This window comes from Bradyrhizobium sp. 44 (assembly GCF_023073095.1).
Lineage (GTDB): Bacteria > Pseudomonadota > Alphaproteobacteria > Rhizobiales > Xanthobacteraceae > Bradyrhizobium.
The window spans coordinates 404,803-425,281 of record NZ_JADPIY010000014.1 but is presented as its reverse complement, the minus strand read 5'-3'; the positions used below and the strand labels follow the sequence as shown (position 1 = coordinate 425,281).

The following is a 20,479-nucleotide window of genomic DNA, read 5'->3' as shown; positions in this document are numbered from 1 at the left end:
GATGCTCTGTGAGAGTTGTGGCGGTGACAATCCGGCGACCAATCGCTTCTGTCACGGCTGCGGTTCGGCTCTGCCGATGGCCTGCTCCGCCTGCAATCATCTCAGCCCGCCCGGCTCGGGTTTTTGTGGGGCCTGCGGCGCGGCCCTGAATGCCGCGAGCCGATCAATCCCGGCAGCGGCGGCGCATTCGACGAGGCCGCTTCGGGGCGAGCTGAAGCAGGTGACGGTGCTGTTTGCCGATCTCGTTAGCTCGACCGAGATCGTTGCCGGCCTAACCGCCGAAGATGCCATGCAGCGTCTGAAGCCCGCGCTCGATTCCATGTGCGACGGCGTGGAGCGGTTCGAGGGCACGGTGGTCCGAACTCTCGGCGACGGCATCCTCGCCTTCTTCGGCGCACCGCGCGCGCAGGAGGGCCACGCGCTGCTGGCTTGCGAGGCGGCGCTGGCGATCCGCGACACGTTTCGTGCGCGAGACGATGCCATGTCGGTACGCATCGGCCTGCATTCCGGCGAGATCGTCGCGGATGCTCCGCTCGTCGACACGGTCACCGAGCACGGCGCTTACGGGCTCACCATCCATCTGGCGAGCCGGCTGCCGACCAAGGCGGAACCGGGTGAGATTTGCCTGACCGACGAGACCTACCGTCTGGTGCGCTCGTTCTGCGACGTCGGCCCGCTCGGCCGTCACCGCCTGCGCGGCGTGCCGGAGCCGATCGAGCTGTATCTTCTCAAGAACCTCAAGCCGGCGGTCGCTAGCCAGCAATTCCGCGGTGTCGCCTTGGCGACGTTCCGCGGGCGCGAGCGGGAGATGGCTCTGCTGCAGCGGACGTTGGCGGGGGTGGAGATCGGCAGCTCGCGCGTCACCGGCATCGTCGGCCCGCCGGGGACCGGCAAGAGCCGGCTGTGCTACGAGTTCGCTGAATATTGCCGCGCGCGCCACATCCCGGTGTTCGAGGCCCGCGCGCAGCCCTATGGCACGGCAACGCCGCTGCAGCCGGTGCTGGAGTTCTTGCGTTCGACCTATTTCAACGTTTCACCGGACGACGAGCCTGATCTGGCGGTGAAGCAGATCGCCACGCGCCTCGCCGAGCTCGGCTCTACATTCGAGGCGGACCTCTGGCTGGTCTGCGATTTCCTCGGCATCAGGCACGTCCAGGGCCCACCCTCCTGGCTTGGTCCGCGCGCACGCAACGTTCGTCTGCTGGACATCGTCCGGCACATGATTCGCCAGCGCGGCGCGTCGGCGTCGGTGATCATCATCGAGGACCTGCATTGGCTCGATCAGGCGAGCGAGGAATTCGTCGCAACGCTCGTTGACGCGGTGATCTCCACCAAGACGGTCCTGATCGTGAATTTCCGACCGGCCTATTTCGCGCCTTGGATGCGCGAGCCGCTGTACCAGCAGATCGAGCTCGCCGAGCTCTCGCCGACGGATACCGACGATCTCGTCAACGAGCTGCTCGGGCCGGGGGACGAGCTGTCCGAGGTACGACGGCGCGTCGCCGAGCGCAGCGGCGGCAACCCGTTCTTCGCTGAGGAGCTGATCCGTTCCCTGGTCGAGCATCTGGCCATCGTTGGCGAGCAGGGCGGTTATCGGCGCGGCATTTCTGGTGTCTCCGACGTGCTGCCGCCGACCGTGCAGGCCGTGATCGGAGCGCGGATTGATCGGCTGGCGCCCGGCGATCGCGACCTCCTGCACACGGCCGCGATCATCGGCAAGGAGTTTCAGCTCGCGGTGCTGCAGAGCGTCGCCAGCGCGTCCGCTGCCGAGCTCGAGGCGACGCTGGCCCGGCTCTGTTCCGGCGAGATGCTCCAGGCGCGCAGCGGCGAGGACGGCCAAGGCTATAGCTTTCGCCATCCCCTGATTCAGGAGATCGCCTACTCCACCCAGCTCCGCGCGCGGCGCAGCCTTCTGCACGCGCGGGTGGCGCGCGCGATCGAGCAATTTTATCCGGAGCGGCTCGAGGAGTTTTCAGCGCTCCTGTCGCACCATTTCGAGCAGGCCGGCGAGATCGACGCCGCCGCCGAATACGCCGCGCGCGCCGCGCGCTGGATCGGCTCGACCAGTCCGGCAGAAGCGATTCGGCATTGGCACAAGGTGCGCGCGCTGAAGGGGGGACAGAAGCGTAGTCTGGCGGGCGATGTGCTCAGGATCGCGGCCAGCAGCCAGATCGCTTGGCTAGGCTGGCGCGAGGGCATGACGTCGGAGGACGCAAAACCCTTCATTCAGGAAGCGTTGGAATGGGCGCAGGAGATCGACGATTCCATGATCCCGCTCCTGCTGTTCGTCGAAGGACGGATCGCGGGTGCGAGCGGCGGGCAAGCCGATGCTTACGTCAACACCGTCAGGGAAGCCTTGGCGCTGACGGAATCGCGACAGCTTACCAGCCGCGCCGCGACGCTCAATGCCTCGCTCAGCCAAGCCTACGGCTGGGCCGGCCTTTTGCGCGAAGCCCTGGCGGCGAGTGATGCGGCGCTCGCCGGCGTTCCTGGCATCACCGACTTCGAGCACCAGTTCCTTGGCTACAATGTCGAGCACTGGATCTTCGGCCTCCGCGGCCGAATCCTCGTTCGTCTCGCCCGTTTCGACGAGGCGCGGCGGTGCTTCGATCGAATTCTCGCCATCGATCCGACGCTGATCGATCCGACGGTGCAGTTCATCGCCCATCTTGGGTCTGTCGATCTGGCCTGGTGCCTTGACGATTCCGCGATGGCCTCCACCCATGCCTGGCGCGTGATCGAACTGGCGACGCGCCAGGCCAGTCCCTATTTGCGCGCCTATTCGCTTGCCTGCATCGGCACGGCGCAGGGCATCGCGCAGAACTATCACGCCGCAATCCTGTCGTTGACGGAGGGCGTCGAGTTCGTGCGCGCGGCGCGCGTGGCCATGGAAATCGAACCAGAGATGCTTGCGAGCATCGCCGACTATCAGCTTCGTTCCGGCGCCCACGCCGCGGCCGTCGACAAGGCGCGGGAAGCGATCGCGGTGGCGCAGGAACGGCACGCCCGGCTGCCGGAATGCCGCGCCACCATCGCGCTCGCCGCCGCGCTGGCGGCGAGCAACAAGCCGGATCACCTCGGCGAGGTGGCCCTCCTCGTCGATCGGGCCGAGGCCCTGATCGAGCTGACGGGGGCGGGCATTTACCGGCGGCTGCTGGAGGAGACTCGACGACGGCTGTCGGTCGGCGCGTGAAGGCTAGAGTTTCCGCACGATGAGCGTGAACTCCATCAATCCATAGCCGTCGTGCACCTCTGCAATGGCATTGAACCGGCTAGCACAGTAGCGAGCCCAGGATGCGGTGTCGGTGGTGTAGAGGCCTCGGCGGGCAGGCGCGCTTTCTGGCCGCTTCATGAAGTTGACTGCGAAGCCGCGCCTGGTGGTGCGATGAAGATCATCGAGGCTCGCCGCGATGAACTGCTCCCAGTCGTGCTGCGTCTGATCCTGCGCAACGTTGAAGATGCCGCTGGCGACCGCGTAGTCGGCCGTCCGGGGGCTGCTATGGCCGATGGCGAACGAGGTGTTGCCGCGGTTCCGCCAAAGCCGCCGCGCCCGCCGAACCATCGGCTCCGAGACGTCGATACCGAGATAGTCCACCGCGCAGCCGCCATGCCGGCGGCCGAGATAGGCGATCAGCGCGCCATAGCCGCAACCGAGATCGTTCAGCGAGAAAGGCGATGCGAAGTCGCACAACTTCAGGAGCTGGACGAAGCGCATCTCCTGCGTGGCCTGGCAGGTCCAGTCGACGCCGTTCGGCGTCGCGCCGAAGCGTGCGACCTTCGCCGAATAATAGGCGGCGATGCCGCTGTAAATCTGGCTCAGGTCTCCGGCGCGGGGAGAGGCAAGCTCGCTCGCGACAACGGCGGCGCGCATCAGCCCGCCTATTTCTTCGACTTCTTCTTGCCCTTGCCTCCAGGCGGGACCTTGGGCGCCATCGGCACCGAGATCGTGAGGTACGTTCGCTCGATGTAGAAGACCGGCTTGTCCTCGCGAACCACGACCCGCAGGCCGTAGCCGCCGGTATCGCGGGAATCATGGGCCTTCATGAAGCAAGGCAGCGGCGATTTGCGCGCAAAGTTCTTGATCAATGCGTTCACGATGCGCTGGTCGCCCGTTTCGCCGTCCTGGTCAGAGGGGACCTTGGCCAGCCAGGCCAGCACACTGTACCATCGGTTCTTTGCACGGTTGTTGTTGAGGCCGCCCAATCCGAGGAGCTTTGCGCTCTCGAGGAACGGCCGTCCTTCCTGGAAGATTTCGAATTCGTCCTGCAGGGCCTTGATTTCGGACACGCCCCCGGCGGTCAGTTCGATATCTTTCTGCTCGGGACCAAATCTCAAATTGAACAGATCGAACAGCGGGCCGATATAGATATCGTCCTCGGCCATCAATGCGCCCATATCACTCTCCCTGCAATTACAGTTGGGTTATTGGATCGGGAAGCCAGCAATCGGGACATTGAACCTTGGTCCCGGACAAATTGCAAGGAAAGCGGGACGCTCGTGAGCTCACTTCTTCCGCTCAGTGCGCTTTCTGCCTCTCCAGTATCAACCCATCAACAGCGGCGCGCCACGCGGTCTGCATCAGGCGGCAGACCTCCTCGGGCGACCGCGGCGGGCGCAGGGCCGCAAACGTCTTGGGGTGGCAACGATCGCGGTGGTGACCGGAGCCATCTCGGCCATCTCGCCCACGCCGGCAGCTTCGGCAGACCGAGCAGGTCCTCGCGGTCGGCGCGATCTGCGCGTTGATCGCGGTCGGCGTTCAGGCCGCAATTGGCCCCGGCACGACGACGCTCTGCATGGGTGCGGCGCGATACATTTGAAGACGAGCTATGCCGCCTGCTTCCGTGACGCCACGAACACGCCGGCCAGCACCAGCGCGAAGCCGATGAAGTGGAACGCCTGGGGGTGCTCGCCCAGAAACGCCATCGCCATGATCGAGCCGAACACCGGCACGACATGGAAGAACGGCGCGGCGCGGTTGGCGCCGATCAGCCGGACACCGCGATTGAAGCAGAGATAGGCGAGCGTCGAGGGGAACACCGCGACATAGAACAGGGTCAGGAGGTTCGGCCCGTCGAGCTTCATCACGGGACGCGCGGACAACTCCCAGATCTCCAGCGGAATGAGACAGGCAGCACCGCAGCCGAAAGTGAAGGCGAGGAACGACAGGCCGTGCATCGGCGGCCGCTTCAAGGTCAGCACCGAATAGAGCGCGAAGATGATCAGCGCGACGACGAAGATGAGGTCGCCCTTGTTGAAATCGATGTTCGACAGCGTGGTGAGATCGCCATGCAGCAGGATGATCAGCACGCCGCACGTCGACAGCAGCACGCCGAAGGCCTGCCCTGCGGTGAGGCGCACGCCGAGAATGGCGAGCGACCACAGCGCCACGACGAGCGGCGCGGCGGATTGCAACAGGAGAGTGTTGAGCGCCTGCGTATGCTCCAGCGCCCAATATTGCAGCGTGTTGAAGGCGCCGATGCCGGTGATCGAGAGCGTGACCATCAGGCCGAGCTTGCCGCGGATCGCGGGCCAGTCCTGCGCCAGGTGTTTCCAGGCGAACGGCAGCACCAGCAGGAAGGCGAAGAACCAGCGCAGGAACGACAGCGTCACCGGCGGGATGTGACCGGCGGCGAGCCGTCCGACGATGGCATTGCCGGCCCAGCACATCGCGGTGATGCTGAGCAGCAGATAAGGCTGGTTGGCGATCCAGTTCTGGCCGGACGTGGCGGCGCCGGTGGTCTCGTCGGTGGCGGACATTGGATTGTTGTGGCCCCGCGTCATGCGCCAAGCCTCCAGCCCGGCGGCACCCGGGCCGGTTCGGACCCGGCCCGTTCAAAGACACGGAAATCGAGGTTGCATCAACGGGGGCCGGATGCATCGCGACCATGCAGCGGCGGAAGCAGCCTCTCACGCTTTGGTCGAAGCATTGCACCGGTCGCGAAGGTTTCTGGATTTTCAGGGGATATCAAAGGCTTGGAGTGCGCTCGCGGCCTCGAAAAAGTCCCGTTCTTTGCTTGCCTAGAGGGGCTGCATCCTTTATCCGGTTGGCTGCCTCGCGTTCGAGCGGCCCCGGCCGTGATTGGGCTGGGCGCATCTAACAGATTGCATAGGGATTACCCGCGAATGGCCAATGTTGTCGTCGTCGGCGCCCAGTGGGGCGACGAAGGAAAGGGCAAGATCGTCGACTGGTTGTCGGAGCAGGCGGACATCGTCGTCCGTTTCCAGGGCGGCCATAACGCCGGCCACACGCTGGTGATCAACGGCAAGACCTACAAGCTGGCGCTGCTGCCCTCGGGCGTGCTGCGCGAGCAGAAGCTGTCGGTGATCGGCAACGGCGTGGTGTTCGATCCCGCCGCCTTCCTCGACGAGGTCACCAAGCTGCGGTCGCAAGGCGTCGCGGTCAGCCCGGACAATCTGCGGGTTGCCGAGAACGTCACGCTGATCCTGCCGCTGCATCGCGAACTCGACGCGCACCGCGAATCCGCCAATGCGGCGACCGCGATTGGCACCACTCGCCGCGGCATCGGCCCGGCCTACGAGGACAAGGTCGGCCGCCGCGCCATCCGCCTGATGGACCTTGCCGATCTCGATACGCTGCCGCACAAGATCGACCGGCTGCTGGCGCATCACAATGCATTGCGCCGCGGACTGGGCCTGCCGGAGTTCGACGGCAAGGAGATCCTGAAGGAATTGACCGCGCTGGCGCCGCAGCTCTTGCCCTATGCCGAGACGGTGTGGCGGCTGCTCGACATCAAGCGGCGCGAGGGCAAGCGCATGCTGTTCGAGGGCGCGCAAGGCGCGCTGCTCGACGTCGATCACGGCACGTACCCTTACGTCACCTCGTCCAACACGGTGGCGGCGCAGGCCGCGACCGGTTCGGGCCTCGGCCCCGCCGCGGTCGGCTATGTGCTCGGCCTCTGCAAAGCCTATACGACCCGCGTCGGCCAGGGCCCGTTCCCGACCGAGCAGGACAACGAGACCGGCCGCAAGATCGGCGAGCGCGGCCGCGAGTTTGGCACCAATACCGGACGGCCCCGCCGCTGCGGCTGGTTCGATGCGGTTCTGGTTCGCCAGGCGGTCCGGACCTGCGGCATCAACGGTCTGGCGCTGACCAAGCTCGACATTCTCGACGGCTTCGACACGATCGAGGTCTGCACCGGCTACAAGCTCGACGGCAAGGAGATCGATCATTTCCCGGCGGGCGAGGGCGCCCAGGCCCGGGTCGAGCCGATCTACGAGACCATCGAAGGCTGGAAGGAGCCGACCGCCAATGCGCGGTCCTGGGCCCAGCTGCCGGCCCAGGCGATCAAATATGTCCGCCGGATCGAGGAATTGGTGGGGTGCCCGGTCGCACTGCTTTCCACCAGCCCCGAACGCGAGGATACTATCCTGGTACAAAATCCGTTTGAGGCTTAACGATCTCTTACCGGGACGCGCGTATAATTGAGTAGAAATGGCTGATTACTATCCGCTGATCGCCCGCGCTATTGCCGCCCTGGACCCCAACGCTCCCGGCGAGAGCCGTCGCGCGCTCTACGAGCGGGCGCGCACCGCGCTGATCGCGCAGCTCCGCAGCGTGCAGCCGCCGCTCTCCGAATCCGAGATCACCCGCGAGCGGCTCTCGCTGGAAGAGGCCGTCCGCAAGGTCGAATCAGAGGCCGCCCAGCGTGCCCGCGAGGCCTCGCGCCCCGGTGGCGGCGCGCGCAGCAGCGGCAGCGGCGATGCCTTCCGCCGCGCCAGCACCCGCGCCACCGAGGGCAACGCGGCCGCGCCCCAAACTTCTGCCCCGCCACGCGCCCGTCCGGCACCGCCGCCGCCGCGCGCCGACCGGCCCTCCTTCAACGTCGATGACCAGGGCGACGCCCCACGTGCGCCGCGGGCTCCGCGTTTCGACGCGCCGCGGCCGCAGGGTCCGTCGGCACCGCCGTCGATGCCGGAGCCGCCGCCGGCCGGACGTGATCGCGCCGGTGGGCGCCGCCCGCCGGACATGGGACCCCCGCCGCCGCTGCCGCCGGCACCGGGCGTGCGCGGCTTCCGCGACATCACGGCCGACGCCAACGATCTCGGCGGCGCCGCCGCGCAGGCCAACCGCGCCGCGCGCCGCACCTACGCCAACGTGCCTTCGCCCTCGCCGGAATTCGACCGACTCGAGCCGAGCCTGGAAAATCGCGCCGCCGGGACGGACGCGCCCTACTCCTACGACGAATCGATCGAAGAGGCCGAGCGCTACGCGCCGCAGTCGCAGCCGCCGTCGCAACGTCCGCACATCCCCGTTCTCGACCGTGAACCCAAGAAGAAGCGCGCCCGCACCGGCTCCGTGTTTCCGTTCAAGAGCGCGATCGCCGTCGGCATCGTGCTGATCCTGGTCGGTGCCGGCATCCTCTGGGGCAAGCAGCTGGTTCAGACCGCGACCAACCTGTTGAAGTCTTCGCCGACGCAGGTGGTGGAGGCGCCCAGGGATTCGTCGCAGCCGCAGAGCAAGCCCAAGATTCCGGATCGCGTCGGCCAGCCCTCGGCCAGTGACCAGCCGGTCGCGCCGGTGGCGCAGAAGGTCGTGCTCTACGACGAGGATCCATCCGATCCGAAGGGCAAGCAATATGTCGGCTCGGTGGTGTGGCGGCTCGAGCCGATCAAGGCGTCGGGCAACCAGAAGGCCGACGTCGCCGTGCGCGCCGACATCGAGATCCCCGACCGCAAGTTCAAGATGACGATGTCGTTCCGCCGCAACACCGACTCCTCGCTGCCGGCGAGCCACACCGCGGAGTTGACCTTCGTCCTGCCGGCGGACTTTTCGGGCGGCGGCGTCGCCAACGTGCCGGGCATCCTGATGAAGTCGAACGAGCAGGCACGCGGCACGCCGCTGGCAGGCCTCGCGGTCAAGGTCACCGACGGCTTCTTCCTGGTCGGCCTCTCCAACGTCGACGCCGACCGCAGCCGCAACGTCCAGCTGCTGAAGGAGCGCTCCTGGTTCGACGTGCCCCTGGTCTACGCCAACCAGCGCCGCGCCATCATCGCCATCGAGAAGGGCGCTCCCGGCGAGCGCGCCTTCAACGACGCCTTCGCGCAGTGGGGCGACTAGATCTCTGCTCCGTGAGACCTCGGCCCGCATGGTTCGAGACGCCCGCCTTGGCGGGCTCCTCACCATGTGGGTTTGATATCTCTCCGCGAAACGAGACCTCATCCTGAGGGCCCGCCCCTTGGGCGGGCGTCTCGAAGGATGGCCGCAGCTACGCTCTCTTCTACTGCGCCGTCGCTTCCCGCTTGCGCGATGTCGCGGCGGCGTGCTCGCGGTCCATCACGGCGCGACAGCCCGGGCTGACCTGAGCTTTCTTCTGCACCATGCAGGCCCTGATCCTGGGGATGTCGGGGATCTCACTGGAGCACAGCCGCATGGCATCGCCGGAGCACATCTGCTGCGCTTCGGACGAGAAGGAAAGGCCGGGCGATGTCTGGAATGCGATGGCTGCGGTTGTGACGGCGAAGAGAGTTGCGATGGTCTGGTAGCGTGTCATGCGGAATGCGTCCCCGAGTTCCGTGGGTTGAGCCACTTGGTTTTGGGGCGCCGCACGCGGCTTGACCTGCCGCATGTCACAGCCTTCACGCCGGGACCTCAATCCCGCATGTGGTCGCTCGATCTCTCGTGATGTTCGAATCGAAAAGTGCTGCGCCGCCCGAATCAAGTATGCGCCATTGTCACGCGGCCGCAATGGCAGGCGAAAAGGAATTCGCAATTGTTGCGCGCACGTCACGCACAATGCGACTCGCGTGCGATCAGATCAACCGATCGGAGGATACGCTCGCTTGTTCCGCATCGCTTGCGCCAAGCGCCGCGTGCTCCTCGACCGCCGTAACGCCCTTTGCCGTGAGCTCGAACAGATCGCCGTCCTTCATCACGTAACCGTCGGCGATCAGCTCGCCTATCTTGCCGTGCCGGTCGTCGGCAAAGGCGATGGATTGGCTGATGTCCCTCAGGATCGAGAGCTGTTCGTCGCGCAACATGGCTTCACTCTCCGTTCGCCGGGGATGGTTCCGGTCCTCACATGCCGTGGCTCTGAAACACCTTGCTGCAAGACCGCGACAGCTTGGCCCTGTTGGCTTGCAAGCAGCCTTGCACCGCCATGTCGTTGCCGAGGTCCTTGCGGCAGAAGCGCGAGGCGTCCCGCGAACAGGCCTGCTGCTCCTGCGGCGAACCCATATGGCCTTGTGCGAGAGCGGGCGCGTTCGACAGGCCGCTCACGGCCGTCAGTGCGATCGTCGCCAGGAAGAACAGTTTGCGGGACATCGGCGGCTCCAAATCTGACAGGTGAGTTTCAAGTCCTGTCTGAACTCGTCGCTATGCCGCTTGTTCCCAGCGCAGAGCCCGCACCCCCGCTATTCAAGGTTCCCGCGGCGCTGCTATAACGGGGCGAAGGATGAGGGTGCCTGATGAAACGCTATCTCGTGTTTGCGCTGGTTGGCCCGTTCGTGGGCGGGTTCCTGCTGCTGCTGACGACGACCTATCAGTCCGGCTATTGGACCCAGACCAGTCTCGCTGAAGTCGGCAAGCTGTTCGCAGTGTTCTTCAAATCCCTGCAATACAGTTATCTGTTCGGCTTCCTGCCCTCGCTGATGATCGGTGCAGTCGACGATATCCTGGTCCACGTCCGCCGGATCGGCCCGGTGCTGCGGATGCTGCTGGTCGGCGTGTTCGCCTTCATCCTGGCCTCGCTGACCTACAGCTCGCGCGGTCCGGACTCGGGCGCAGTGCAGTTCATCCTGTACGGCCTCGTCGGGTTCGTGCCGGCGGTGATTTCATCCTGGCTCGTGCATAGATATGTCGCGGAGCCGCAGCCGGCGGCAGCACAGACTTGAGGGCGCGACCTTCGATCACGCCGCAGCAACCTCCGCCGCGCTGGCGCGTTCCCTACAGGCCATGACCATGTCCGATGACGATATTCTTGCTCCGCGTCGCTCCCGTTCGGGAAGCCGCCCGGGTCCGGCCTCTTCGGGCACCGAGGGGCGTGGGCCGATCATCGATCAGGATGGTCACGAGATCCGGCCCGAAACGCTCGAGCAGGGCTTTCGCGAGTTTCGCTTCGAGTTTGGGAAGGACAGTCCCTTCGCCGGCAACCCGTTCGGCAATCTGACGCGCGAGCAGCGGATCGCGCGGATCGAGGCGATCGCAAAGCTGCTCGACGTCGCCTTCGTGCTGCCCGGAACCAATATCCGCTATGGCATCGACGGCTTGATCGGACTGATCCCCGTTGTCGGCGACATCATCACCACCGCGATCTCGCTCTGGCTGGTGCGAGAGGCGAGGGCGCTCGGGGCGCCCTGGTACATCACCGCGCGCATGCTCGGCAATGTCGCCCTCGACGGCGTCGTCGGCATCGTGCCGTTCGCGGGCGACGCCTTTGACGTCATGTTCCGTGCCAACATGCGCAACGTGCGCCTGCTCCGCCGCTGGCTCGACAAGCAGCCGCGCATCTGACACGCCCCAAAACGCAAAAAGCGCGACAGCCTTTCGGCCGTCGCGCTTTCAGCGCACATCGGAGCGCGTTACGAAAACTTACGCCGCGTCGGCAGCGTCGGTGCTGGCTTCCACCGGCTTGCGGTGACGGGGCAGCGGGAAGGCTTCGCTCTCATAAAGCGAGCGGATACCGTTCTGATCGAAGCGCGCTTCCTCGACCTGGAGATAGGCGCCGTTCAGCGAATCCGTCGGCAACTGCTCCATCGCGAACTGCACGGCTTCGGCCGCGGTGCCGAACCGGCGATAGGTGAAGCCTGCACGCTTCTTCTTGCGGATCGCAGCGGGGAAGAGTTCGGCGGAAGTGTTGAAGTTGAACGGACGCAGTGGACGCATGGTCAAAGACCTCGTGATCTCTCTGGGGCTTTAAGCGCGTGGGGTTGGGACGGGCAGAGGCCACGATTGAGTGGGCGCCGCACATGTCATTTTCGTCCTCTAATATAGCCCGTTTTGACAAAATTGCGACCCCCGCGATGCGAGATGATGAATCCGCGCATGGCAGCTCCGCAGGGCCGAAAATGACAACAATGTCAGTGGCTTGAATGGTTTATAGCTTGCCAAGGAGCAGCAGCACGAGCAGCACCACCAGGACAAGGCCGCCGATCCCCATGCCGGAATGACCCATTCCGTAGCCGTAGCCACCAACGCGGCCCGACAGGCCGCCGACGAGATAAATGATCACCAGGATGATCAGGATGGTCCCAAGCGTCATGGCATCCTCCCTGGCGGCCGCGGCAACGCCATGGCCGGCCGCACCACGAGGTAAGAAAAGCACATCGCGCCGCCGGGTTCCATGACGGAACCCGGCGGCGCGCAAGGTTTATTTGGGTTCGAGCTTCAGCGCCGCGGAATTGATGCAGTAACGCAAGCCCGTCGGCCCCGGGCCGTCGGGGAAGACATGGCCGAGATGGCCGCTGCACTTGGCGCACAGCACCTCGGTACGGACCATGCCGTGGCTGACGTCCCGCTCCTCGTCGATATGGCCCTCGACGGCGGGCTGGGTGAAGCTGGGCCAGCCGCAGCCGGAATCGAACTTCGCGTCGGACTCGAACAGCACATTGCCGCAGCCGGCGCAGGTATAGGTGCCGGCGCGGTGGTCCTGCTCATATTCGCCGGAGAAGGGACGCTCGGTCGCCTTCTCGCGAAGCACTGCGTATTGCATCGGCGACAACTCGCTGCGCCATTGCTCTTCGCTCTTGATGACCTTGTCGTCCGTGGTTTTTGTCTTGGTGTCGGGCATGGGTCTCCCGTTTTTTCGATGATTTTGTTTTCGGTGATCTTGTTCAGTGATCTCGCGATCAGTTGGTGGCCTTGCTGGCGCTCACCAGTGTCGGCTTCTCGATATAGTTATCCGCGAACAGCTTTTTCAGGTTCTCGACCTTCGGAAGGTCGTTGTAGGCGATGTAGGGCTGGTTCGGGTGCAGCGTCAGATAATCCTGGTGATAGGCCTCCGCCGGATAGAACGCCTCCAGCGCGCCGACCTTGGTCGCGATCGGCTTATTGAAGACCTTGGCGCCGTTGAGCTGGGTGATATAGGCCTCGGCCACCTTCTTCTGCTCGTCGGAGGTGGTGAAGATCGCCGAGCGATATTGCGTGCCGGAGTCGGGGCCCTGCCGGTTGAGCTGGGTCGGGTCGTGCGCCACCGAGAAGTAGATCTGCAGGATCTTGCCGTAGGAGATCTTCTTCGGGTCGTATTTGATCTCGACCGATTCCGCGTGGCCGGTCCGGCCGCTCGAGACGGTCTGGTAGTCGGCCGTCGCCTTGGTGCCGCCGGCATAGCCGGAGACCGCGTTGACGACGCCTGCGGTGTGCTGGAACACGCCCTGCACGCCCCAGAAGCAGCCGCCGGCGATCACGGCGGTCTGGATCCCGCTTGCGGGCGCCGCGTCAACGGCGGGAGCGGGGATCACGACCGCATCCTCTGCGGCCCGGGTCGGCGCGGCAAAGGCCAGCGTCAGGGCGGTGGTTGCGGCGAGCAGGGACAGGATGGCAGGTCGGCGCATGGCGATCCTCTTTCGGAAGGTCTGACAGTCTAGGGCGGTTGGGGCCGGGCGAACAGCCTGCCCGGCATTTTCGGACATTCGAGATACGGGCCGGCCGGGCGATTGTTACGGCCGGACGGACACGAGTCTGTGAAACGCGCCGCCTGGAGCGGCCCGGCTTGGCGAGGACAGGAACTCCGCGCTAGATGAACCGGCGCGATCGGTGATCGACCTAGAGAATGATGGCTGGAGCTGACCTGACAACATGCTGCGCGTCGTATCCCTGACCCTCGTCGCCGTGCTCGCCATCCTGGCCGGCTGGAGCTCGATCGCGGCGGCCGAACCAAAACCCGGCGACGACCTCGCCATTTGCCGCGACCGCCAGGCGGATGCGCAGGCGAGGGCGCAGGCCTGCGACAATTTGCTCAACGCCGACCGGCTCAGCGGCAAGGACAAGGCCGTCGCGCTTTCCGTGCGCGGCAATACGCTGATCAACAAGCGCGACTACGTCCATGCCATCGAGACCTTGTCCATGGCCGTCGACCTCGATCCCGACAACGTCGTCACGCTCAATTTGCGCGGCCTCGCCTATGAGCGGACGGGCCAGGACGACCATGCGATGACGGACTACAACCTCGCGCTCCAGAAGCGCCCGACCTACGGTGTCCCCTACAACAACCGCGGCATCATCCAGTTGCGCCGGGGGGCGCTGCAAAGCGCGCTCGACGATTTCAACCTGTCGATCAAATACGCGCCAAAATTCCTGCTCGGCTACACCAACCGCGCCCGCGTGCGCACGCTGATGCAGGATTTTGACGGCGCGATCGCCGATTTCGCGGAGGCCGAGAAGATCGAACCGGGCGCGCAGCAGATCACCGCCAACCGCTGCGTCACCTACGGCATGATGGGCAAGTACGACCAGGCCTTCGCCGACTGCAACGGCCTGATCGAGAAGCAGCCGAAAAACGTGTACGCGATCAACAATCGCGCCGACGTCAACATGCTGAAGGGCGATCTCGACGCCGCGTTGAAGGACTACAACATTGCGATCCAGATCAACCCGAACAATGTCCGGGCACATTCGGGTCGCGGCCAGATCTACGAGCGCAAGAAGGACCTCGCCCAGGCTCGTGCCGACTATCGTGCGGCGGCCTATTCGCTGACGAAGTTCGACGAGCTCGACGTCGCGCGTGCCCGCGCGATCGCGCAGGAGCGATTGGCGGCGCTGACCCCGCAGGCGCCGGCCGGATCAACGGGGCGCCGTGTGGCGCTGGTGATCGGGAACGGCGCCTACAAGAACGTCCACGCCTTGCCCAATCCGCCACGCGACTCGAAAATGATCGCAGCCGCGCTGCGCGATGTCGGCTTCCAGACCGTGACATCCGTCAGCGACCTCACCCGCGACAAGTTCTTCGAAGCGTTGCAGACGTTTGCGGCCGAGGCAGAGAAGGCCGATTGGGCGGTGGTCTATTACGCCGGCCACGGTTTCGAGATCGGCGGCGTCAATTATCTCGTTCCCGTCGATGCCAAGCTCGCCGCCGACAGGGACGCCGAGACCCAGGCGGTTGCGCTGGAGCAGGTGATCGCGGCGGTGGGCGCTGCGCGAAAAGTGCGTCTGGTCATGCTGGATGCCTGCCGCGACAATCCGTTCGCGCCGACCATGCAGCGCACGCTGTCGCTCAAGCTGGTGGACAAGGGCTTTTCCAACATCGAGCCTGGCGCCGGCTTCATGGTGGTCTACGCCGCCAAGCACGGCGAGACCGCGATGGACGGCGACGGCGGCGCCGACAGTCCGTTCGCCACCGCGCTCGCCCGCGAAATCAAGATGCCGCGCGTCGAGATCCGAAAACTGTTCGACATCGTCCGCGACGACGTCTGGCTTGTGACCAAGCACGTGCAGCAGCCGTTTTCCTACGGCTCGCCGCCGGGAAGAGAGGATTTTTATTTTGTTGTGGGGAAGTGAAGGCTGCTTATGGGGCGCACCTTCGTCCCCTCACATTAGGTGTCGTCCCGGCGGAGGCCGGGATCCATAGCCACAGGGCGTGGTTTGGCGAAGACTGACAGTGATCGAACCTTCCTCGGTACCAAGACCCCCGAATACGGATAGACGACGCGGTATGGGTCCCGGCCTTCGCCGGGACGACGGCTACACCACAATGCTCAGCCGCTTCGCCGCCCGCGTGATGCCCGTGTACAGCCACCGCGCGCGGCTCTCCTGAAACGCAAAGCTCTCGTCGAACAGCACGACGTCGTCCCATTGCGAGCCCTGCGACTTGTGCACGGTCAGCACGTAGCCGTAGTCGAACTCGTCATAGGGCTTGCGCTGCTCCCAAGCGATCGCCTCGACGCCGCCCTCGAAGCAATCGGCACGCACCGAGACCTTCGTCACCTTGTGGCCGAGATCCTCGTCCGGCGACAGCCTCATGCTGAGAATGCGGGATTTCGAGCGCGAGGTGTTGCGCGACTTCACGCGCCACAGCCCGCCGTTGAACAGGCCCTTCTTGCGATTGTTGCGCAGGCAGACGAGCTTGTCGCCGGCGACGGGGAAGACGTCCTCGATGTTCTGGCGCTGACGCACCCGCATATTGTACGCGCGCCGCGTGTTGTTGCGTCCGACCAGGACCTGGTCGGCGGCCATGACGCGATCAGGATCGAGCTCCTTGCGCGACACCACCTCGCTCTCGCCGTAGCGCCCGATGTCGAGCTCGCGTCCCTCGCGGACGTCCATCGACATCCGCACGATCGGATCGTCCTGGGCCTGGCGGTGCACCTCGGTCAGCATCGCGTCCGGCTCGGTATTGGTGAAGAAGCCGCCGCCCTGGATCGGCGGCAACTGCGCGGGATCGCCCAGCACCAGCAGCGGGCAGTCGAACGACATCAGGTCGCGGCCCAATTCGGCATCGACCATCGAGCATTCGTCGATCACGATCAGCTTGGCTTTGGACGCCGGGGCGTCGTCCCACAGCTCGAAGCTCGGCTGCTCCTCGCCGGATTCGCGGGTGCGGTAGATCAGCGAATGGATGGTGGAGGCTTCGTCGCAGCCCTTGTTGCGCATGACCAGCGCCGCCTTGCCGGTGAAGGCGGCGAACTTCACCTCGCCGTCGACGCCGTCGGCGATGTGCCGCGCCAGCGTGGTCTTGCCGGTGCCGGCATAGCCGAACAGGCGGAACACCGGCGGCGTGCCGTTGCGGCCGGGCTTGGCCTTGAGCCAATCGCCAACGGCCTTGAGCGCGGCATCCTGATGCGGGGTGAATGTGGCCATGTCTGTCTTGAGGAGGGGGCGAAACGGAGCGATTCGCCAGCCCCAAAACTAACCATTCGCACCGCCGGTTCAAGCCGGGCGGGGCGCCCTACTGCCAGCCGGGAACGCCGCGCATGTCGGGCAGATGGTGGGCGATGCCTTTGTGGCAGTCGATGCAGGTCTTTTCCTTGGTGAAGAGGAAGCGCTGGTGGGCGACCGAGGCCCGCGGCGACTGCTTGGTGATGTCCATGGAATCGGCGCTGTGGCAGTTGCGGCATTCCAGCGAATCGTTGGACTTGAAGCGCGCCCATTCATGCGCCGCCAGCTCGAGCCGGTGATCCTGGAATTTCTCGCGGGTGTCGATCGTGCCGAAGATCTTGCCCCAGACCTCCTTGGAGGCCTGCATCTTGCGGGCGATCTTGTCGGTCCAGTTGTGCGGCACGTGGCAGTCCGGACAGGTCGCGCGCACGCCGGAGCGATTGGCGAAGTGGATGGTCGACTTCAGCTCGGCATAGACGTTGTCCTTCATCTCGTGGCAGCCGGTGCAAAATTTTTCGGTGTTGGTCAATTCCAGCGCGGTGTTGAAGCCGCCCCAGAAGATCACGCCGGCCATGAAGCCCGCCAGCACCAGCACGCCGAGCCCGAACACCGAGCTCGGCCGGATCAGCACCTGCCAGAGCTCGCGCGCAAAGTCCAAGCTTCGCGCGACGAAGCCGTGTTTGGCCTTCATTCCCTCGTCGGGCTCATCAGCGGTCGTCGTCATCGGCGGCCACCGGGGCTTGCGCGCGACAGCAGCGTGTCGATGTCGGTGAAGTCGTTGCTGACGGGCGGCGTGGCGGTGTTCTGCGGCACGTGGCATTCCGTGCAGAAGAAGCGGCGCGGCGAGATCGAAGCCAGGAACTGGCCGTCGCGATCCATGAAGTGGGTGATCGAGACCATCGGCGCCTGCGATTCCGCGATGCGCGCCCGCGCATGGCAGGACAGGCACTTGTTGCCGTTGAGATCGACCTGATAGCCGTCGATCGCATGCGGGATCACCGGCGGCTGCTCCGGATAGTTGCGCACTTCCCTTTCGGAGGTGTTGCGGTTCGGCAGCATCGGCGGCGCCGGACCTTCGTCGTTGAGCGGCGTCGGGCCGCGCAGGCCTGACGTCACCGTCTGCGCGGTCAGCGAGCTCGCGCCAGCCGCGATCACGACCGCGAGCAGCGCTACTCCAAATCGTTTCATCATGACACGTTCACCCGCTCGATGCGCACGGCGCACTTCTTGTAATCAGTTTGCAGCGAGATCGGATCGGTGGCGTCCAGCGTCACCTTGTTGATCAGCTTGGATTCGTCGAACCACGGCACGAATACGAGGCCACGCGGCGGCCGATCGCGGCCGCGGGTCTCGACGCGGACACGGATGAAGCCGCGGCGGGAGACCACTTTCACTTCGTCGCCGCGGCGGATCTTCGCCTCCTGCGCGTCGTCAGGATGCATGAAGCACACGGCCTCGGGGAAGGCCTTGTAGAGCTCGGGGACCCGGCGCGTCATGGTGCCGGAATGCCAGTGCTCCAGCACGCGGCCGGTGGAGAGCCAGTAGGGATATTCGTTGTCGGGCGATTCCGCCGGCGGCTCGTAAGGAAGGGCGAAGATGCGCGCCTTGCCGTCGGGATAGCCGTAGAACTGCACGTCGGTGCCCTGCTTGACGTAGGGGTCGCTGCCTTCGCGGAAACGCCATTTCGTTTCCTGGCCGTTGACGACGGGCCAGCGCAGGCCGCGCTCGCGGTGATAGGCGTCGAACGGCGCGAGGTCGTGGCCGTGGCCGCGGCCGAACGCGGCATATTCCTCGAACAGGCCCTTCTGCACGTAGAAGCCGAACGCCTTGGACTCCTCGTTGGCGTAGCCTTCCTCGATCTCCGACGTCGGGAATTTATCGACCTGGCCATTCTTGTAGAGCACGTCGAACAGCGTCTTGCCGCGCACGTCCGGCTTCTTGGCGATCAGCTCCTCCGGCCAGACCTCTTCGATCTTGAAGCGCTTGGAGAATTCCATGAGCTGCCAGAGGTCGGACTTCGACTCGCCGGGCGCGGGGACGAGCTGATGCCAGAACTGCGTGCGCCGCTCGGCGTTGCCGTAAGCGCCTTCCTTCTCCACCCACATCGCGGTCGGCAGGATCAAATCGGCGGCGAGCGCCGTCACCGACGGATAGGCGTCCGAGACTACGATGAAATTGTCGGGGTTGCGGAAGCCCGGATAGGTCTCCTCGTTGGCGTTGGGACCAGCCTGAAGGTTGTTGTTGACCTGCACCCAATAGGCGTTGATCAGGCCGTCCTTCAGCATCCGGCTTTGCAGCACGGCGTGCGCGCCGGGCTTGTCGGGAATGGTGCCCTCGGGCAGCAGCCAGATGTGCTCGGCCTTGGTGCGGTGCTCCTTGTTGGTGACGACCATGTCGGCCGGCAGGCGGTGCGAGAAGGTGCCGACCTCGCGCGCGGTGCCGCAGGCCGAGGGCTGGCCGGTCAGCGAGAACGGGCTGTTGCCGGGCGAGGAAATCTTCCCGGTTAGAAGGTGGATATTGTAGACGAGGTTGTTGCACCAGACGCCGCGGGTGTGCTGGTTGAAGCCCATGGTCCAGAACGAGACCACCTTGGTCTTGGGGTCGGCATAGAGTTCGGCCAGCGCCTCCAGCCGGTTGAGCGGCACGCCCGACATCTCGGCCGCCTTCTCCAGCGTGTACTCCGAGACGAACTTGACGTACTCGTCATAGCTCATCTCGGTGGAATCATTGGCCTTCGCCGCGCCCGTCGCCTTCTTCTGCAGCGGATGCTCGGGCCGCAAGCCATAACCAATGTCGGTCTGGCCGCGCCTGAAGATGGTATGCGCGGCAACGAAGTCCTTGTTGACCCGGCCCGTCTTGATGATGTGGTTGGCGATGGCGTTGAGGATGTAGAGGTCGGTCTGCGGCTTGAACACCATGCCGATGTCGGCGAGGTCGAACGAGCGGTGCTCGAAGGTCGAGAGCACGGCGACGCGAACATGCGGCGCGGAGAGCCGGCGGTCGGCAAGGCGCGTCCACAGGATCGGATGCATCTCCGCCATGTTGGAGCCCCACAGCACGAAGGCGTCGGTGGCCTCGATGTCGTCATAGCAGCCGGCCGGCTCGTCAATGCCGAAGGTGCGCATCATGCCGGCCACGGCGGAGGCCATGCAGTGGCGCGCATTGGGATCGATGTTGTTGGTGCGGAAGCCGGCCTTGAACAGCTTCACGGCCGCATAGCCCTCCCAGACCGTCCACTGGCCGGAGCCGAACATGGCGACGCCGTTCGGCCCGCGTTTCTTGATCGCCTCCTTCCACTTCACCTCCATGATGTCGAAGGCTTCGGTCCAGGAGATGGGCGTGAACTCGCCGTTCTTGTCGTATTTGCCGGCCGTCTTGCGCAGCATCGGCTGGGTCAGGCGGTCGTGGCCGTACATGATCTTGGAGAGGAAGTAGCCCTTGACGCAGTTAAGGCCGCGATTGACCTCGGCCTTGATGTCGCCGTGGGTGGCGACGACGCGATTGTTTTTGGTCGCGACCATCACGGAGCAGCCGGTACCGCAGAAGCGGCAGGCGGCCTTGTCCCATTTCAGTTCGGCGACGTCGCGCTCGGCGACGAGGTTCGCGGCGAGCGCCGGTGCCGGCATGCCCGCAGCGGCGGCCGCAATGGCGGCGGCCTCGAGCTTCAACATCTGGCGACGGTCGAGCTTTGGCGATGTCATAATGGCTCTT

General features: G+C 65.1%; 20 protein-coding genes. 6 read left to right on the top strand and 14 right to left on the bottom strand.

The window, feature by feature from the left end; genetic code table 11:
- The first annotated feature begins 1 nt into the window (after window position 1).
- Window positions 2-3,193, top strand: coding sequence for an adenylate/guanylate cyclase domain-containing protein (locus IVB41_RS12905; RefSeq protein WP_247431620.1), 3,192 nt, complete (start codon window positions 2-4; stop codon window positions 3,191-3,193).
- A gap of 3 nt (window positions 3,194-3,196) precedes the next feature.
- On the opposite strand, the gene IVB41_RS12900 is transcribed toward IVB41_RS12905, so the two are convergent.
- From IVB41_RS12900 to IVB41_RS12890, 3 genes are all read right to left on the bottom strand, one after another.
- The gene (locus IVB41_RS12900) at window positions 3,197-3,871 is read right to left on the bottom strand and encodes a class I SAM-dependent methyltransferase (protein ID WP_247431617.1); all 675 of its coding nucleotides are present in this window, start codon (window positions 3,869-3,871) and stop codon (window positions 3,197-3,199) included.
- An 8-nt stretch (window positions 3,872-3,879) separates the two neighbouring features.
- Complete coding sequence (locus IVB41_RS12895) at window positions 3,880-4,395, bottom strand: hypothetical protein (protein ID WP_247431614.1); 516 nt, start codon at window positions 4,393-4,395, stop codon at window positions 3,880-3,882.
- 429 nt (window positions 4,396-4,824) lie between these two features.
- Window positions 4,825-5,757: a DMT family transporter gene (locus IVB41_RS12890; RefSeq protein WP_247432846.1), complete on the bottom strand. Its 933-nt coding sequence runs from the start codon at window positions 5,755-5,757 to the stop codon at window positions 4,825-4,827.
- A 366-nt stretch (window positions 5,758-6,123) separates the two neighbouring features.
- Between IVB41_RS12890 and IVB41_RS12885 the strand changes: the two genes are divergently transcribed.
- A complete protein-coding gene (locus IVB41_RS12885; RefSeq protein WP_247287660.1) occupies window positions 6,124-7,416 on the top strand; it encodes an adenylosuccinate synthase in 1,293 nt (430 codons plus the stop codon).
- A gap of 37 nt (window positions 7,417-7,453) precedes the next feature.
- Window positions 7,454-9,079: a hypothetical protein gene (locus tag IVB41_RS12880; protein WP_247431609.1), complete on the top strand. Its 1,626-nt coding sequence runs from the start codon at window positions 7,454-7,456 to the stop codon at window positions 9,077-9,079.
- 160 nt (window positions 9,080-9,239) lie between these two features.
- On the opposite strand, the gene IVB41_RS12875 is transcribed toward IVB41_RS12880, so the two are convergent.
- From IVB41_RS12875 to IVB41_RS12865, 3 genes are all read right to left on the bottom strand, one after another.
- Window positions 9,240-9,512, bottom strand: coding sequence for a hypothetical protein (locus IVB41_RS12875; RefSeq protein ID WP_027519942.1), 273 nt, complete (start codon window positions 9,510-9,512; stop codon window positions 9,240-9,242).
- Window positions 9,513-9,771: 259 nt separating this feature from the next.
- On the bottom strand, window positions 9,772-9,999 hold the full coding sequence (locus IVB41_RS12870; RefSeq protein ID WP_007614124.1) for a hypothetical protein: 228 nt from the start codon (window positions 9,997-9,999) through the stop codon (window positions 9,772-9,774).
- Between the two features lie 37 nt (window positions 10,000-10,036).
- Window positions 10,037-10,282 (bottom strand): hypothetical protein, encoded by a 246-nt coding sequence (locus IVB41_RS12865; protein ID WP_247431606.1) that lies wholly within the window; start codon window positions 10,280-10,282, stop codon window positions 10,037-10,039.
- A gap of 143 nt (window positions 10,283-10,425) precedes the next feature.
- Here IVB41_RS12865 and IVB41_RS12860 point away from each other — a divergent pair, with 143 nt between their 5' ends.
- Both IVB41_RS12860 and IVB41_RS12855 read left to right on the top strand, forming a co-directional pair.
- Window positions 10,426-10,851 carry a DUF5413 family protein gene (locus tag IVB41_RS12860; RefSeq protein WP_247287664.1) on the top strand — a complete coding sequence of 142 codons (426 nt, stop codon included), beginning with the start codon at window positions 10,426-10,428 and terminating at the stop codon, window positions 10,849-10,851.
- Between the two features lie 61 nt (window positions 10,852-10,912).
- The gene (locus IVB41_RS12855) at window positions 10,913-11,470 is read left to right on the top strand and encodes a DUF4112 domain-containing protein (RefSeq protein WP_247287665.1); all 558 of its coding nucleotides are present in this window, start codon (window positions 10,913-10,915) and stop codon (window positions 11,468-11,470) included.
- Between the two features lie 78 nt (window positions 11,471-11,548).
- On the opposite strand, the gene IVB41_RS12850 is transcribed toward IVB41_RS12855, so the two are convergent.
- The 4 genes from IVB41_RS12850 to msrA all read right to left on the bottom strand — a co-directional run bounded on the left by IVB41_RS12850 (window position 11,549) and on the right by msrA (window position 13,509).
- Window positions 11,549-11,842 (bottom strand): hypothetical protein, encoded by a 294-nt coding sequence (locus tag IVB41_RS12850; protein WP_007596188.1) that lies wholly within the window; start codon window positions 11,840-11,842, stop codon window positions 11,549-11,551.
- Window positions 11,843-12,053: 211 nt separating this feature from the next.
- Window positions 12,054-12,218 (bottom strand): DUF3309 family protein, encoded by a 165-nt coding sequence (locus tag IVB41_RS12845; protein ID WP_081747975.1) that lies wholly within the window; start codon window positions 12,216-12,218, stop codon window positions 12,054-12,056.
- A 108-nt stretch (window positions 12,219-12,326) separates the two neighbouring features.
- A complete protein-coding gene (msrB, locus tag IVB41_RS12840; protein WP_247431602.1) occupies window positions 12,327-12,746 on the bottom strand; it encodes a peptide-methionine (R)-S-oxide reductase MsrB in 420 nt (139 codons plus the stop codon).
- Window positions 12,747-12,804: 58 nt separating this feature from the next.
- A complete protein-coding gene (gene msrA, locus IVB41_RS12835; protein ID WP_247287667.1) occupies window positions 12,805-13,509 on the bottom strand; it encodes a peptide-methionine (S)-S-oxide reductase MsrA in 705 nt (234 codons plus the stop codon).
- A 244-nt stretch (window positions 13,510-13,753) separates the two neighbouring features.
- Between msrA and IVB41_RS12830 the strand changes: the two genes are divergently transcribed.
- Window positions 13,754-15,451 carry a caspase family protein gene (locus IVB41_RS12830; protein ID WP_247431599.1) on the top strand — a complete coding sequence of 566 codons (1,698 nt, stop codon included), beginning with the start codon at window positions 13,754-13,756 and terminating at the stop codon, window positions 15,449-15,451.
- A 183-nt stretch (window positions 15,452-15,634) separates the two neighbouring features.
- Here IVB41_RS12830 and IVB41_RS12825 read toward each other — a convergent pair whose 3' ends face one another.
- The 4 genes from IVB41_RS12825 to napA all read right to left on the bottom strand — a co-directional run bounded on the left by IVB41_RS12825 (window position 15,635) and on the right by napA (window position 20,469).
- Window positions 15,635-16,750, bottom strand: a complete 1,116-nt coding sequence (locus IVB41_RS12825; RefSeq protein WP_007596183.1) for an ATP-dependent RecD-like DNA helicase — start codon at window positions 16,748-16,750, stop codon at window positions 15,635-15,637.
- 88 nt (window positions 16,751-16,838) lie between these two features.
- On the bottom strand, window positions 16,839-17,492 hold the full coding sequence (locus IVB41_RS12820; RefSeq protein WP_247358312.1) for a NapC/NirT family cytochrome c: 654 nt from the start codon (window positions 17,490-17,492) through the stop codon (window positions 16,839-16,841).
- The gene (locus IVB41_RS12815; RefSeq protein WP_247431596.1) at window positions 17,489-17,959 is read right to left on the bottom strand and encodes a nitrate reductase cytochrome c-type subunit; all 471 of its coding nucleotides are present in this window, start codon (window positions 17,957-17,959) and stop codon (window positions 17,489-17,491) included. The genes IVB41_RS12820 and IVB41_RS12815 overlap by 4 nt, the downstream gene beginning before the upstream one ends.
- Complete coding sequence (gene napA / locus IVB41_RS12810) at window positions 17,956-20,469, bottom strand: nitrate reductase catalytic subunit NapA (protein ID WP_027570414.1); 2,514 nt, start codon at window positions 20,467-20,469, stop codon at window positions 17,956-17,958. The genes IVB41_RS12815 and napA overlap by 4 nt, the downstream gene beginning before the upstream one ends.
- Between the last annotated feature and the right edge of the window lie 10 nt (window positions 20,470-20,479).